The 16,658-nt window shown below is 33.8% G+C and carries 13 protein-coding genes; 4 read left to right on the plus strand and 9 right to left on the minus strand.

The features are described 5' to 3' along the window. Positions 1–86 precede the first annotated feature (86 nt). Positions 87–1,859: a MutS-related protein gene (locus tag ACXAFS_RS02485; protein WP_475305074.1), complete on the plus strand. Its 1,773-nt coding sequence runs from the start codon at positions 87–89 to the stop codon at positions 1,857–1,859. Between the two features lie 2 nt (positions 1,860–1,861). Here the strand turns inward: ACXAFS_RS02485 and ACXAFS_RS02490 are convergent, their stop codons facing one another. From ACXAFS_RS02490 to rplU, 6 genes are all read right to left on the minus strand, one after another. Beyond that, on the minus strand, positions 1,862–2,584 hold the full coding sequence (locus ACXAFS_RS02490) for a hypothetical protein (RefSeq protein ID WP_475305075.1): 723 nt from the start codon (positions 2,582–2,584) through the stop codon (positions 1,862–1,864). A 221-nt stretch (positions 2,585–2,805) separates the two neighbouring features. Then, positions 2,806–3,819, minus strand: a complete 1,014-nt coding sequence (locus ACXAFS_RS02495; RefSeq protein WP_475305077.1) for a phytase — start codon at positions 3,817–3,819, stop codon at positions 2,806–2,808. 4 nt (positions 3,820–3,823) lie between these two features. Next, positions 3,824–6,658 carry a TonB-dependent receptor gene (locus ACXAFS_RS02500; RefSeq protein WP_475305078.1) on the minus strand — a complete coding sequence of 945 codons (2,835 nt, stop codon included), beginning with the start codon at positions 6,656–6,658 and terminating at the stop codon, positions 3,824–3,826. Between the two features lie 148 nt (positions 6,659–6,806). Further along, entirely contained in the window at positions 6,807–8,405 is a 1,599-nt protein-coding gene (locus tag ACXAFS_RS02505; RefSeq protein WP_475305079.1) for a tetratricopeptide repeat protein, read from the minus strand. 115 nt (positions 8,406–8,520) lie between these two features. After that, positions 8,521–8,781, minus strand: a complete 261-nt coding sequence (gene rpmA / locus ACXAFS_RS02510; RefSeq protein ID WP_296349734.1) for a 50S ribosomal protein L27 — start codon at positions 8,779–8,781, stop codon at positions 8,521–8,523. 42 nt (positions 8,782–8,823) lie between these two features. Beyond that, a complete protein-coding gene (gene rplU / locus ACXAFS_RS02515; protein WP_475305080.1) occupies positions 8,824–9,501 on the minus strand; it encodes a 50S ribosomal protein L21 in 678 nt (225 codons plus the stop codon). 289 nt (positions 9,502–9,790) lie between these two features. Here rplU and ACXAFS_RS02520 point away from each other — a divergent pair, with 289 nt between their 5' ends. Next, positions 9,791–11,110 carry a M16 family metallopeptidase gene (locus tag ACXAFS_RS02520; RefSeq protein WP_475305081.1) on the plus strand — a complete coding sequence of 440 codons (1,320 nt, stop codon included), beginning with the start codon at positions 9,791–9,793 and terminating at the stop codon, positions 11,108–11,110. A 19-nt stretch (positions 11,111–11,129) separates the two neighbouring features. Then, a complete protein-coding gene (locus ACXAFS_RS02525; protein ID WP_475305082.1) occupies positions 11,130–13,211 on the plus strand; it encodes a M16 family metallopeptidase in 2,082 nt (693 codons plus the stop codon). Positions 13,212–13,260: 49 nt separating this feature from the next. On the opposite strand, the gene ACXAFS_RS02530 is transcribed toward ACXAFS_RS02525, so the two are convergent. Beyond that, entirely contained in the window at positions 13,261–14,139 is an 879-nt protein-coding gene (locus tag ACXAFS_RS02530; protein WP_475305084.1) for a DMT family transporter, read from the minus strand. 94 nt (positions 14,140–14,233) lie between these two features. On the opposite strand from ACXAFS_RS02530, the gene ACXAFS_RS02535 reads away from it, so the two are divergent. Beyond that, positions 14,234–14,749 (plus strand): cation transporter, encoded by a 516-nt coding sequence (locus tag ACXAFS_RS02535; protein WP_475305085.1) that lies wholly within the window; start codon positions 14,234–14,236, stop codon positions 14,747–14,749. A 54-nt stretch (positions 14,750–14,803) separates the two neighbouring features. Here the strand turns inward: ACXAFS_RS02535 and ACXAFS_RS02540 are convergent, their stop codons facing one another. After that, on the minus strand, positions 14,804–15,163 hold the full coding sequence (locus ACXAFS_RS02540) for a hypothetical protein (RefSeq protein ID WP_475305086.1): 360 nt from the start codon (positions 15,161–15,163) through the stop codon (positions 14,804–14,806). 66 nt (positions 15,164–15,229) lie between these two features. Next, positions 15,230–16,624 (minus strand): DUF5689 domain-containing protein, encoded by a 1,395-nt coding sequence (locus ACXAFS_RS02545; RefSeq protein ID WP_475305087.1) that lies wholly within the window; start codon positions 16,622–16,624, stop codon positions 15,230–15,232. Positions 16,625–16,658 lie beyond the last annotated feature (34 nt).

Below are 16,658 nucleotides of genomic sequence, written 5' to 3' on the forward strand. Positions count from 1 at the left end.
ATAGTTTCTACAAAGTAGAGATTTACAAATAATACAATAATCCCAAGGTAAACCATTATCTTGGGATTTTATTTTTTAATTAAATAATGAAGACTATAATTTCATTTTATAAATCCCAATTATCAAAACATAATTCTGAAACCAAACGCATTTATAAAAAAATGAGTTTGTTTAGTTTATTAAGATTAACAGTTTTTAGTTTTACAGGATTTGGTGTCTATCTAACTTACCAAAATTGGCAGGTAGCTACAATTATAGCAGTTGTTGGTATTGCAATGTTTTTGTTTTTATTATCAAGATATACAGATCTTAAAAGCAAACGCGAACTGCACAAACGATTAGCCACTATTAATGAGGATGAAATCAAAATAGCCTCAGGTGATTTTCATGATAGAGCAGATGGAAAAGTATTTCAAAATCCTGCTCATGCCTATAGTTTAGATATCGATTTGTTTGGAAGAGGTTCTTTCTTTCAATATATCAACAGAACAACTATAAATGAAGGCACACAATCGCTTGTTAATTGTTTGTTGGCAAACGATATTACTAATATTGAAGACAGGCAAAACGCTATAAAAGAACTTGCTGAAGAGCCTGAATGGAGACAGTATTATTCTGGTGTAGCACAAGGTGTAAAAGTTGAACATTCTGCAAAATCTATTATTGAATGGCTAAAGGATTATAAACCATTTTTAAACGCAACAATATATTGGTTAACAATTGGTTTTAGTGTAGCTTCAGTAGCGCTTTTGGTCATAGGTTTTACTGAAATTATTCCAATAAAATATGCTGGATATTGGTTGCTTTTAGGCTTAGCGATTACTGGAAGATTTTTAAAATCAATCAATAATGTTGCCCAAAACACCGAAAAAGCTAAAGACACTTTTAGGCAATATGCTTTATTACTGAAAGAAATTGAACAGAAAGAATTTCAGTCTGAGTTATTGCAACAACAGCAACAAAAAATACAGTCTGAAGGTGAAAAAGCCTCACAGATATTTACAAAATTCTCTAAAGCTTTAGACGCCTTAGATAACCGAAATAACTTTATCTCAGCCATTTTTGGAAATGGATATTTGCTTTGGGATATAAGGCAAACGTATCGCGTAGAGCAATGGATTAGTAAGTATGCACATAAGGTTGAAGATTGGTTTGAAGTGGTAACATTTTATGATGCGTACAACACTTTGGGTAATTATGCCTACAATCATCAAGACTTTAGTTACCCTGAAATTACTTCAGAAAATATTACAATTAAAGCCGAAAATTTAGGACATCCTTTATTAAATGCTGAAAAGCGAATTGATAGCGATTTAGAATTATTACAAGAGCAATTCTTTATTGTAACAGGCGCAAATATGGCAGGCAAGAGTACGTTTTTAAGAACCGTTGCGTTGCACATTGTTATGGCAAATGTTGGTTTGCCTATTTGTGCTAAAACAAGCAAATACAAGCCGATTAAACTCATTACAAGTATGCGCACTACAGATTCGTTGACAGATGATAGTTCGTACTTTTTTAGTGAGCTCACACGACTAAAATTTATTGTAGACACTATTGCTGAAGACAAAAACTATTTTGTGATTTTAGATGAAATCTTAAAGGGTACCAATTCAACAGATAAAGCCATTGGATCAAGGAAATTTGTAGAAAAATTAGTCGGCCAAAAAGCAACAGGAATTATAGCAACGCACGATTTAAGTCTTACTGAAATTGAAACCGAATTAGAAGCTGTAAAAAACTACTACTTTGATGCCGAAATTAAAAACGACGAACTCTTTTTTGATTACAAACTTAAGAAAGGCATTTGCCAAAATATGAATGCGAGCTTCCTATTGAAGAAGATGGAAATTGTTTAAGTTCATTCTATGATCCTTATTGATATAGGAGATGGACTTTTCATACAATAAAGGTTGACACCAGAAACGATATACCTTATGTCAAATATAGTAACTAGGTCGTTGGGTTTTAGTTGTCTTATTGTTTCTTGCATTAATGTATCTGGTTTAAAACCTTCAACTTGTAGAATGTTTCCTTTCTCAAAGGCTATTTTAAATTTTGTAACTATAAAATTCCAATCATATATAAAATCATTGGGTTTTAAACCAATAGTTGCATTATAAAACTCCTCTTTTGTCATTTTAATTTCACATTTACTACCACAACCAATGCCATTTATGGTGCCAATAGGTGCAGAAATATCTTTAATTCTTAATGTTTTTGTTTCGGTTAAGGAATCTCCATTTTTAAGCTTAGATTTAACTGTAATATCTACTGTTTTACCAGCTCCAGGATTTAAATTATAATTTCCCAAACTATCTAATTTTCTCAAGCCAAAAGCGGTTGCTTCAAAAGACACAGCATTAGGTTTTGATATATAAATAGGATTAGAAATACCTCTATAAACCACATTCATCTTTTTAAGTTCAAGAGCGGCTTCTTGATTTACAGTATCAGCATTTTCAAGTTTTTTAATACGTTCTTTTAAGGCTTTGTTTTCTTTAAGTAATTCAGTTTTGCTGTATGAAGATTTACAACTTTGTATAAGAAATACAAGACTTAAAAATAGTACTATGCGTTTCATAAAGATTGGTTGGTTTTCAATACAATAACGGAAATTAAATGGGAATAGTGTTGGCAAAACTATAATTACACCCCTGAAGTCCCCTCAAGGGGACAATAGTTACAATTAAACTTATGAGTGCTGTCCCCTTGAGGGGACTTTAGGGGTGTTTTTTAAATAAAAAACCCTTTCCAAAAACAGAAAGGGTTCTTAACCAATTATAAAAATTAACTTGAAAAAAATTACTTCAACTTTAATGAATCTAAGGCGTGGTAGAAAAAGTCTTGCTCGTCATTCATAGATACAAACAATCCGTTTGGGTATTTTTTGCCTAAAGGTGTCGTTACAACATCGCAACCGTCAGTTTCAATTGTACCTAGGTTTATTTCCTTTACAAAGCTATTATCGCTTCGTTTAAAGATGTTAAAACTATGATTTTGCTGGTTAGAGACGATAAGGAAACCTTCGCCATTTGAGTAGGTTGCAATCGCAATACCTTCAATATCATCCTTAAAATGCTCTGAGCCAAATAGTGCAATTTCCTTGTTTCCTTTTTTAGGGTCTGCGTGGTATTTTCTAATACCAACGCCTTCGTCAGAGAAATATACAAAGCCTAATTCGTCATCTACAGCAATAGCTTCAATTTCCTTTTGTCCACTAAAAGTTCCCATTTTGCGCAATAGGTTGGAATGTACTCCTAAAGAATCGCTAACCAAGGCGTATTGGTATAAATACCCTTCCGTTGGTCCAGCTTTTCTACTCACAAATACAGAAACGTCTTCGGTTGATGGATTCTTATAAATAGAAACTCCCATAGGTCGTTTCATTTCTACATCAGTTTCATCTTCAAACACTTTAAAACCACCATTGTCCAATGGTTTCATATCTGGTACAGAGTACACTCTAATTTGGTTTTTCTCACGTTCAGAAAATACTATAATATCGGTTTTTGTAGAGTCGTTCAGTTTAAAACCGTATTCTACATCCACATTATTAGGATAACTTACTCCAGTTAAACTTTTCTCTTTTATGATTTTTCCGTCTAAATCTAAAGCATAAACACCACCATCAATTTCATCTTTATCAGTGCCAAAAACAATACTTTGTTCAGGGTTTTTGTGATTAATCCATATTGCAGGGTCGTCACTATCGTGTGGTAATTTTTCGGATTTTAGTGTTGGTGCAATTTCTGGTAATCCGTTTCCGCAAGAGAAAACTACAGCAGAAATAATACCTAGTATTAAGGTTTTTTTCATCATTTTACTTTTTGAATAAATCATATTTTAATCCGAATGTTAATCGCATATCGTAGTACTCCATTTGCATTGTTCTGCTACTTACACCTTGGTAATAACGTAACGGTTGGTTGGTAATGTTATTAAGGTTTAAGTAAAGGCTTAAGTTGTTATTTAAAGCCACGTTTGCATTGAAATCTAAGAAGAATTGGTCATCGTAATAACGGTCTTCAAAAGCATTGCCTCCAATTTCGTCGATATAATCATCAGAGAAGTTAGCCGATAAACGTAAGCTGAATTTTTTACCAGCATAACCCAATGAACCGTTAAACATATTTGGTGATGTTTGTGGTAAATCTAAATCTGTACGCTCTTCACCATCTTCGTTACGGATACCATCTGCACTAGAGGTTAAATAGGTGTAGTTAAGATAAATACTAAAATTCTTAGCAAAACCAGGTAAGAAATCTAAACGACGTTGAAAAGATACTTCTGCACCAAATACTGAAGCGTCGTCACCATTTAAAGGTTGGTACACTTCGTAACCGTTTTCATCTTCAGATTGAAACACATAAGTGAAGTCTGAAATGCTCTTGTAGAATAAACCACCAGAAACAATACCAACAGACTTAAAGTAGTGCTCTGCCATAAAGTCGAAGTTCATAGATGTTGTAGGATCTAATTCTGAGTTTCCTAAATAGATTTCTTCGTCTTCATTATTGATTTCTCTGTATGGTACTAAATCTACATAGTTTGGTCTTGCTAAAGTGTTGGTCCAAGCAAAACGTAAAACGGTATTATCCGTTACATCATATTTAAAATGAACACCAGGTAATATGTTGGTGTATGAGTTTTCGTCTTTAACTTCAGCAATACCATCAACATCTCCATCTTCGTTAAAAACAAGCTCGTTACCTGTACTTTCAATAGAAGTATGCTCTAATCTTACACCAGCTAAAACACTTAGTTTGTCTGTGATGTTTTGGTTAAGCATAGCGTAACCAGCATATACGTTTTCGTTAACATCGAAGTTAGCAGTAGCATATTCTTCTGGTAAATCTTCACCTTCAAAAAGGTCAGTGTCGTTAAGATTTAACCCACCTAAAAATTCTGGACTAGCAAACGTACCGATTTGGTATTGGCTACCAGCTAAGAAGTCTGTGTCAGAATAGCTTCTTGTAGGTATCATACCTAAAAATTCTAAAGCACCACTTTCGTCACTATATTCGGTATAGTCGTTGTCTCTATTTTTGTTTTTTAATCTGGTTTTAGCACCAAATTTTAAGAAGCCATCTTTACCATCAATTACGGATAATGGCAATTGTGCATTAACAAAAATATTAATATCCTCTTCTTCTGTGTATTGGTTTTCTTCTGAAATTTCACCAAGTTCGAAATCTGCAAAATTTGCATCTGCTGCATTAGCAGGCGAGAATAATGGCTTATCTTCATTGTTGTTAAAGTTGATAGCGTATTCGCTTTCATACTCTAAATAACGTTCGTTTAAACGCTCTTCTGAAGCTTTTGCAAAAGATGCCATCCAGTCTAATTGTAGGTTGCCTAATAAATGCTCACCTCCAAGGCTATAGTTTTGCATACGTTGATCTTCTAAACGTCTGTTTTGATTACGGTCGTTATCTATACCTCCTTTAGATTGGCGTTTTGCTTCTACAGGAAACATTGTGAGGTTACCATTGCCATCGACTGAGAAATCACCAGCTTCAATGTCTTCACCATCAAGGATTTCGTGCTCTAATCTAAAACGGTTTTCTCTATCATCTCTCCAGTTATAGATAGATTTAAAATACACAGAGTTGTTATCATCGAATTTGTAATCTAAATTAGCTGAAAAGCTACGACGTACACGTTGTACTAGGTATTCTCTGATTTCAAAAACGTTAGCATAAGGATTAACATCCACTTCTTCAAGATTATCTTCGTCTCCGTTGTTAAATTCAAACTCGTCTGTCCATTCAGCTTCAACGTTATCACTTCCAAAGTCATTATCGTTAATAGATGCAGAAACCATCCAACCGAATTTATCATTTTTACTTCGGTCTCCAACTAAGAAGGATCCGTTTAAAATTCTTTTGTCAGTAATAAAGTTAAGGCCAGAACCAACAGTTGCAGACAAACGGAAACCTTGAGGCGAAGTACGTGTAATTAAGTTTACAGAACCACCAAGAGCGTCAGCATCCATATCTGGCGTTACGGCTTTGTTTACTTCGATAGTCTGAATCATATCCGATGGAATTAAATCCATCTGAACGTTACGGTTATCGCCTTCAGCAGAAGGAATTCTACTGCCATTTAAGGTTACAGAGTTTAATTGAGGAGAAAGACCACGAACAATAATGTTACGCGCTTCACCTTGATCTACTTGCATAGTAATACCAGGAATACGTTTTACAGCATCACCAATATTAGCATCTGGAAATTTGCCAATTTGATCTGTAGACACTACGTTAGTAATGTTTTGCTTGTTCTTTTGGGTGTTTAAGGCTCTTGCTTGTCCACTAAGACCAAAGCCATTAATAGTAACTTCTTCTAGAGCAGTATCTTCAGAGTTTAGTGTAAAGTTTAGAGTTACAGTTTGGCTTGCAACAATATCTATATCTTCAGTCACATCTGAATAACCAAGATATTTTACAGTAATAGTATGTTTTCCTTCAGGAATATCTACTAACACGTATTTTCCGTTAAAATCGGTTACAGTGCCTTTGTTAAGCGATGTGATAGAAACTGTAGCACCAGGAATGGTAAGACCATCTTTATCGGTAATGATACCTTGTAAATTTCCAGATTGTGCGAATCCGAAAAAAGAGAGGGTTAAAAATAAAAGGGTAAAATAATGTTTCATTTAAGGTTGATTTTTGTTTCCCTCAAAACTAGTTTGAAGACTTCATTTGTAGATAAAATGAGCGTTAACAAAACGTAACAGAACCTTGTAAAATGGGTATAAATGAAAGCAACATTTACACTAAATTAACATTGAGAAAAGAATTTGGTTAATCTAGTTGAAGATTTAGTAAATAGTCTTGGAGGTCGTCTTTTGATTCTAAAGGCAATTTTTTTCTTAGACGATATCTCGCTATTCGAACACTATCTGGAGTAATGTGAAGAACGCTTGCAATCTCCTTTGAAGAGAGATTTAATCTCAGTAACATGCACAAGCGCATTTCTGATGAGGATAACTTATCGTTTACAATTTGTTTTAGGGTAGAAAAGAAGTTAGGATGAATCTGCCCAAAGTAGCTCATGAGCTCTGCCCACTCATTATTGTTTTCTAAATCGGCCTCGATATCTTTAACAATGTCCTTTAATTTTTTAGAAACGAGTTCGCTATTGCGATTCTTTAATTTAGAAAGGGTTTTAGAAATGTCTGAAAGCATTTTGTTTTTATGGGCAATATGAAGGCTGTAATTTGTAAGGGCAGATACCTTAATGTCTATTTCTCTATTTAAAGCGATTTCTTTTGCTGCTTTTTTGTCTAAATCTGCCTGAAGTAATTGCTGTTTATATTCTAAGATGTGTCTTTCGTGTTTTTTTCTTTTCTTCCAATATAAAAAAAATGCAAATAGACCCAGAGTTAGAGTACTTGCTATAATAAGGATAATGCTTTGCTGTACTTTGTTTATTTCGTTTTGCTTATTTAGTAATTGCACCTCATTCTCTTTTTCTTTTACATCATGTAGAATTTGTAGTGCGCTTACTATTTCATTGTTGTTTTGAATAAGCTCTTCTTCGTTAGCAATGTTTTGGTTGTTGAGGTATTTATAAGCTTTGGAAAAGTTGCCCATGTCAGCATAGGTTCTTGATAGATCTTTAAGAGCGCTAACTAATTGCGATTGGTTGTTAGAGGTTTGGGCAAGTTCTAGAGCTTGTTCTGTATAGAGGATTGCCCTTTCATAATTTTTGGTCTTACGATTGGCATCACCAAGATTATTGATAATATTTATCTGCAAATCTGAGTTACTATGTTTTGCAAATTCCTGCGCTTTTTTGAAATAACTGTACGCAAGGTCATATTGTTCAAGGTCTTCATAAATACTTCCTATGTTTTCATTTACCGTTGCAAGACCAGTACTGTCATTTAGCTTTTTAAATATAGCAAGACTTATATTTTGGTATTTCAAAGCACTGTTATAATCACTTTGCTTTTCGGCAATACTACCTAATAGCGCATTAGCTTCGGCTTTGCCTTTTTCATAGTTAATAGTTTCAGAGAGATCAAGGCTGATGAGTGAGTATTTTTTAGCTTCAATATATTTTTTAAGGTCGAGATCTATTGAAGCTAATGCATTATAAACGTATACAGAACAGGAATCTTTAGTTTTTTGAATATCTAAATATGCCTGATAGTTTTTTAGGGCTTCAGCATAAAGCTCAATAGCCTTGAAGAAGTTTCCAAGCTCAATATAGGTTTTTGCTATTTTCTGAGTGTTAGATTCTGCTTTTGCAGATTCTAGTCTATCTTTTAATTTATATAATTGTTGGTCTAGTTGTTCGTTATTTTTTGAAGACTGTGAATTAGCAATTCCGGAAATTAAAAGGTATATGAATAAAAGGCTTCTATGAAAACTCAAGGTTACTTTATTTAAACTCATAAATAAAAGCAACCAATGTTATTTAAACCTGTAATTTTTATGATGAAAATGTTACCAATAAAAAAGCGGTTAGAAAATCTAACCGCTTTAATTTATTTCATTAAGAATAGGTTTCTTAAGCCTCAAAAGGCGCTATAGAAACATAAGACTTGTTGTCTTTTTTCTTAGTAAATTGTACGATACCATCAACTTTAGCATGTAAAGTGTGGTCTTTTCCTTGGTATACATTTTCACCTGGGTGGTGAGTGTTACCTCTTTGTCTTACGATAATGTTCCCAGCGATAGCAGCTTGACCACCAAAAATCTTAACACCTAATCGTTTCGATTCTGATTCTCTACCGTTTTTAGAACTACCAACTCCTTTTTTATGAGCCATTGTCTTAAGGTTTTATATTGTTAAACTTAAGTGGTTTTGCAATTAAGCTTTACCACCATCTAATTCGTCTTGCCATTTTTTAAGCTCGTCCCACTTGCCTTCAGCAGCTAATTTAGCTTGTGCTGGCCAAGTATCAGTAACATGGTTACCACGAACTCCTGCGATAATTTCAGAAATTGCTTCAGGTGTAGACTTTGCCAAATCAGCAAAAGTTGCTAAACCAGCTTCAGCTAAAGTAGAAGCGATTTTTGGTCCAATACCTTCAATTTTCTTTAAATCATCAGCTTTACCTGTTGCCTTAGCAGCTGGTTTAGCTTTAGGTGCTGCCTTTTTTGCTTCTGCTTTAGGTGCAGCAGCCTTAGGTTCAGCTTTTTTAGTTTCCTTCTTAGGAGCAGCTTTCTTAGCTCCAGAAGCAGTAATACCTTCGATTACGATTTCAGTTAAGGCTTGTCTGTGTCCATTCTTAACACGGTAACCTTTACGTCTTTTCTTTTTGAAAACTATTACCTTGTCACCTTTAAGGTGCTTTAAGACTTTTGCACTTACTTGTGCTCCGTCTATAGCTGGGGCGCCTAAAGTAACATTGTTACCATCACCTATTAAAAGAACGTTGTCAAAAGCGACTTTCTTACCTTCTTCAGTAGATAAACGGTTAACAAAAACTTTTTGGTCTTTCTCAACTTTAAATTGATGCCCTGCTATCTCTACAATTGCGTACATAGCGTAACGTTTTTATTAATTTGTTTATTAATTAAATTTGCTTTTCTCAGAAAGCGGATGCAAATATACTCCTAAATTCCTAATCTACAAACGTTTTAAGGGTTTTCACGAGCTTTTGGGTTCAAATCCCTTTTTCTATTTAAAATAAGAAAGTTTAAGTACAGAGTTTTTGCATTTTATTATGTTAAAAAAGCATAAGGATTCCTTATTTTTGTGTGGCTTTGTGTAACAATACACGTTTTGTTAAGACAAACACTAAAACAATTTAAAATTTAAACACTTATTAATAATGAGAAAAAGCTTATTTACTCTAGCACTCTTGTTGTTTGTTGGGTCTTTTGCCAATGCACAGCAAGTAGAATTTGAGGAGTACGATTTAGACAATGGTATGCATGTTATTTTGCATCAAGATAATTCGGCACCTGTTGTTACAGTATCTGTAATGTATCATGTAGGAGCAAAAGATGAAAACCCAGAACGTACTGGTTTTGCTCACTTTTTTGAGCATTTATTATTTGAAGGAACCGAAAACATTCCACGTGGTGAATGGTTTAATATCGTAACATCTAATGGAGGAAGCAATAATGCAAATACTACAGATGATAGAACATATTATTATGAAGTATTTCCTTCTAACAGTGTAGAGTTAGGATTATGGATGGAATCTGAAAGATTATTACATCCTGTAATTAATCAAATAGGTGTAGACACACAAAATGAAGTTGTTAAAGAAGAAAAGCGCCTTCGTGTTGATAACCAGCCTTACGGTAACATCTTGGCCGAAATTAAGAAACGCATGTTTAAGGTACACCCTTACAAAGGAACAACCATTGGTGAAATGGAGCATTTAGATGCGGCTACTTTAGAAGAATTTCAAGCATTTAATAAAAAATTCTATGTACCAAACAACGCTGTGTTAGTAGTTGCGGGAGATATTGATAAACCTCAGGTTAAAAAAATGATTCAAGATTATTTTGGGCCAATTCCAAGAGGTAAAGATATTGTTAGAGATCTTCCAAGAGAAGAGCCAATCACCGAGTCTATGAGAGATAAGGCTTATGACCCTAACATTCAGATACCTGCGGTGATAGCCGCATACAGAACACCATCTTTTAAAAATAGAGATGCTTACGTTTTAGATATGATATCTAGTTACTTAAGTGGCGGAAAAAGTTCTGTATTGTACAAGAAAATGGTTGACGAGCAAAAGCAAGCTTTAGCGGTTCAGGCTGTTAATATTAGTCAAGAAGATTATGGTATTTACGCACTTTTTGGTTTGCCATTAGGAGATGTGTCTCTAGATACTTTGATAACAGAAATGGATGAAGAGATTGCTAAAATGCAGGCAGAATTAATTTCTGAGCGCGACTACCAAAAACTGCAAAACCAATTTGAAAACCAGTTTGTAAATTCTAACTCTAGTATTGAAGGTATTGCGAATTCTTTAGCCAGATATTACATGTTATATAAGGATGTAAATTTGATTAATAATGAAATAGACATCTATCGCTCTATTACAAGAGAAGAAATGAGAGATGTTGCTAAGAAGTACTTAAACCCTAATCAGCGTTTAATTTTAGAATACTTACCAAAGAAAGATGATCAATAAAAACAAAATGAATAGTAAAATGAAAACTAAAATATCAGCATTTATTGCATTGTTTTTAATGACAGTAAGTGTAGTAAATGCACAAATAGATAGATCTAAGCAACCAGAACCAGGACCTGCGCCTAAAATTACACTTGAAAAACCAGGTGAGTTTAAGTTAAAAAATGGCATCGAAGTTTTAGTTGTAGAAAACCATAAACTTCCTAGAGTCTCTATTACCTTAAGAATAGATAACAAACCTATTTCTGAAGGTAAAAAAGCTGGTGTTTCTAGTATTCTTGGTGCCATGTTAGGAAACGGAACTACTAACATTCCTAAAGATGAATTTAATGATGAAATAGATTTCTTAGGAGCTAGATTAAATTTTGGGTCTCAAAGCGCTTTCGCTAGTTCACTTTCAAAATATTCCGATAGAATAATTGAGTTGATGGCAGATGCGGCAATCAATCCTCTATTAACTAAGGAAGAGTTTGAGAAAGAAAAGGAAAAACTAATCGAAAACCTTAAGTCAGAGAAGAAAAGCGTAGATGCTGTTGCTGGTAGAGTAGGCTCAGCATTATCTTACGGTGTAAAGCATCCTTATGGTGAGTTTGTTACTGAAGAAACGGTTAACAACATTGAGTTTGGTGATGTTTTGGCGTTCTATGAGAAATATTTCAACCCTAATAATGCTTATTTAGTTGTTATAGGAGATGTTGAAATGAGCGACGTTAAGCGTAAGATAAAAGATCATTTTGGAAAATGGGAAAAGTCTGCAGGAGTTGAGACTACATTACCAACACCAATGCCAAATGCACAATACACACAAATTAATTTTGTAGATATGCCAAATGCTGTTCAGTCTAATATCTCATTAACAAATAATGTAGATTTTAAAATGAACGATGAGGATTACCATGCTGTGTTAATAGCAAACAAAATCTTAGGTGGTGGTTTCGGTAGCTACTTAAACATGAATCTTCGTGAAGAGCATGGCTATACATACGGTGCTCGTACAAGAATTAGTCCAAGTAGATATGGAGCATCTCGCTTTACAGCTGGTGCAGCAGTAAGAAACATGGTTACAGATAGTGCTGTTGTTGAAACACTAAAGGAAATCAATAGAATTAAAACTGAGCCTGTAGATACTAAAGACTTAGAAAATGCTAAAGCAAAATATGTTGGTGACTTTATTTTAGATTTAGAAAGCCCAAGAACAATAGCTAATTATGCTTTAAACATTAAGCTTAATGATTTACCAGAAGACTTTTATTCTACATATTTAGCAAAAATAAATGCAGTAACTAAAGAGGATGTTATGCGTGTAGCTAATAAGCACTTTAGACCAGAAAATGCGCGTATTGTGGTTGTTGGTAAAGGTAGCGAAGTGCTAGAAAACCTTGAAAAAACAGGAATTCCTATTAAGTATTACGATACCTATGCTAATGCTACAGAAAAGCCAGTATTCTCTAAGCCTTTGCCAGAAGGATTAACAGCAGAATCTGTGATTAAAAACTACGTAAGTGCTATAGGTGGAGAGGCTGCTTTAAGAGAGGTAAACACAACATTAGAGATTGCTGAAATGACTATTCCTGGCGCACCTTTTAAGCCAACGGCTACCACTAAACAAATGGCGCCAAACAAGTACAAAATGGAAGTAGTTGCTGAAGGTATGGGAACTTTGATGAAGCAAAACTTTGATGGTACTAACGGTTACATGGAGCAACAAGGGAGAAAAATTCCGATGGAAGACAAAGAATTATCTTCTAGAAAATCTACTAAAGGTCTTTTTGATGAGCTGTATATGGAATCTTCAACTATTGAATTAGAAAGCCTAACAACTATAGAAGGTAAGGATGCCTATAAAATAAAAGTAACAAAAGACGACAAAACATCTTTTAGATATTACGATGCTGAAACGGGTTACTTATTAAGAACAGAAACTACAACCGAAGCGCAAGGGCAATCTATAACTACAATTGTAGATTATTCTAATTATAAAGAAGTAGGTGGCATCAAAATGCCATATACGATGAAAGTTACTGCTGGCCCACAAGTATTTACTTTTGAAACTACAGAAGTAAAAATCAATGAAGGAGTAACCGCTGAAGATTTTAACTAAAATCATCAAGGTATAGCAAATTAAAACCGAAGTGAAAGCTTCGGTTTTTTTATGTTTTACGCTTATGAGACAAATAAACTCCTACTAAAATAAGAGTTGCTGCTAATCCTTGAACAATACTAAAAGATTCCCCATCCAAAATTCCCCAAATCAATGCTATTATAGGCATAATATAAGTAACTGAAGAAGCAAAAACTGGTGTAGAAATTTGTACAAGTTTATTAAAAACTACTTTAGCTATCGCAGTACCAAAAAAAGAGAGAATAGCAACAAAGCCTAGAGACTTAAGCAAATCTGGATGGTTTAGACGTTTAGTAGAGAAAAAGTCAGAAAAAATTAATACAACTAAAGCGGGAACAATAATAAAAATATAATTACCAGCAGCTATAGCTAAAGGTTTTACATCTTGTAAATAACGCTTTATAATGTTAACGTTTGCTGCGTACATTAATGTAGAGGCAATAACAAAACCAGCATAAAGGTAGTTTTGATTTGGATTTAATTCTGAACCTTTTAAAATTAAAATGGCAGTTCCAATAAAACCGATAATCACACCTACTACTTGTCGTTTAGTTGATGCAATTTTAAAAACTGCAAAGCCAAGAATTATTGTGTTTAAAGGCACTAACGAGTTTAGAATTGAAGCAACAGCACTATCAATTTCGGTTTCAGCTATAGCAAAAAAGAATGCAGGAAAGAAAGATCCAAGCAAACCAGACAATAGCAACCACTTCCATTTAGATTTAGGAATATTCTTTAAGTGATAAAACCCAACAGATAATAAAATAATCCCAGTAAAAATGGTTCTTATAGCGCCAAGTTGATAAGGTGTAAGCCCTAAAAGAGACTTTTTTATAAGGATGAACGAGCTTCCCCAGATAATGGAAAGAATAAGAAGATAAATCCACTTAATGTTAGGGTTTTTCATACAAGTGTTTTCTAAAACATCACAAAAATCGTTAATTCTTTCGCAAGAAACAGCAATATTTATTAGATTTAGCCAAAATTTAAGATTAATACTTATGAAGATATTAAAGAATGTAATTGTCGCTTCTGCTTTACTTTTAGCTTTTACATCTTGTAAAGATAAGGCAGAGCCAGAAGTTAAGACTGTAGATGTTGAGGTGAGTAGTAAAGAGGTATCTAAAACCTTAGATCCAAATGCTACTTACGCTAAAGTAGAATTTGGGATTGATGGAATGACTTGTGCGATGGGTTGTGCCAAAACAATTGAAAAGAAAATGGCTAAAATGGATGGTGTAAAGTCTGCCAAGGTAGATTTTGATAAGCGTTTAGCTATGGTAGAATATGATGAAGCTAAAGTAACACCAAAATCATTAGAAGAAGCTGTTGCTAAAGTAGGTGATGTGTATAAGGTGAAAGACATGAAAGTTGTTGATAGTTTTGAAGGCGAATCTAAAAAGTGCAAGGAAGATTGTAACAAAGCTTGTTGTACCGATAAAACTGAAGCAGAAAAGAAAGTCTGCAAAGAGGACTGCAAAAAAGAATGTTGTAAAGCAGAAAAGAAAGCTGAGTAAAAAGTTTCACTTTCAATTTTCGAAAATATAAAGCCATCTAATAAGATGGCTTTTTTATATTACCTGAAGGAGAATAAAAGCCAGACCGATACAACCTAAAGGTAAAAGCCAAAGTAAATAAATGGAATATTTGGCTTTTAACTTAGCCTTAATGATATTTCTTTTTTTACCATTGTATCGCATCCAGTTTTTAAAAATTATAAAAGCCGATACTAAAACCAATACAATCCAAAATTTAGATTTAGACATCGTAGCAATATTCATTTGGCTGGCAAAGGCTAAAAAGAATGCGCCTAATACTAAATATATTGAAATTTCTAACAAGTTAATGTACAATAAAGCAACGCGATTAGTACGCTTACCTAATCGTGCTTTGTAATAATTAAAGACAGAAATATAGAAGTTGTCTAGCATACTTAAAAACTAAAAAGACTGCCCAATTAGGCAGTCTTTTAGGTTATTATTTATAAAATCTTCAAATTACTCTACCGAAACAGATACATTATCAATTTCCCAAGTAGCTGCAGAAGAAGATGTTGATGTATATTTAATAGCAATATATAAATCACCACCAGCAGCATCAGAAACATCCATAGCACCAGAATTTACCCAAGAAGACCAGCTACCTGTGTCAGAATCTAATGCAGGGAATAATTGTGTCCATGCTCCATCTGTATTTGGATCTCCACCATTATAAGCTGTAGTGTAATATACTTCTATATCGTTACCACTATATCTTTTAACGTTATCAAAGCTAAAGAATGCTGTAGAAACAGCAGATAAGTCTATTGGAAGAGAGATTAACCAATCTTCGTTCTCAACTGCACCACCAGAAAAACCAGACATAGTTGCACTGTCGCTAGGATTTCCAAAAGTATTATAATACCATTCTTGTGGTCCTGTAACACTGTATGGTGTCCATAAATCTAAGTTACCAGCTGCAAATGAATCTTGGAAAAGCGGATCGCAACGTGTAGCATTATCAAAATTTACATCTTCAGGAGAATTAACAACGATGTTAAATGCTTCACCTTCGAAATTTTTAGTTAAAATACCTTTTAATGAACCACGACCAGTTGGTAATGATAAACCTTTAAAATCTGCGAAGGTACTAGTGCTAAATGTTACAGAAGAACCTGATTCTGCACAGCTTTCTAAAGTACGCTCACCATCAAATTGATCTTGTTGCTCAGAAGCGTAAGTTAATGGGTTATCACCAAGAACTTGATTGCTTGCAAACTGAACATCTACTAATTCTACACATAAATTTGTTAAATCATCTTCAAAATCTGAAACGTTTACAGATAGAGGTGTAATAGTAGCTACTTCATTTGATCTTAAAACAACATCATTTTCTAATGATGGAGCAACTTTATCAACTTCACCATTAGCATTTGTACCAAGTGTTAAAACACCATTTGTAATACCAACAGATAGTCCATTTAATTTAATGTATACTTTTCTACCAACTTCGTAGCGTACAAATAATGGATTTACATCTATAAGAAATTTTACACCTATTGTAGGATTTTCTGGCTTGTCTTGTATGATAATTTCTTCAAAGAAGTTACCTGCTTCATCAGAAGAAACTACATAACCTGTTACGTAGACATCTTCTTCATCAAATACATAGTCAACAATATCATCTTCGTTAGAGTAGTCTAGCGGTTGAGGATCAAAAATACCATCATTAGCACTTTGCTCTTGTGCTAAATCACCAGCTAAAGCAGTCATTAACTTTATTTGGTCTGCTGGTATATTAGGTTCTACAATAGAGGTGTTTGGTGTGTCAAAATCATCATCTTCAACACAACTGTTAAATACTACTAATCCAATTAGTAATAGTATTAATTTGTTAATTTTTAAAGTTTTCATTTTTCGTGTTTTATTTTGTTCTAACATAGCTTTT

It is taken from the genome of Winogradskyella sp. ABM4_392 (assembly GCF_056160445.1).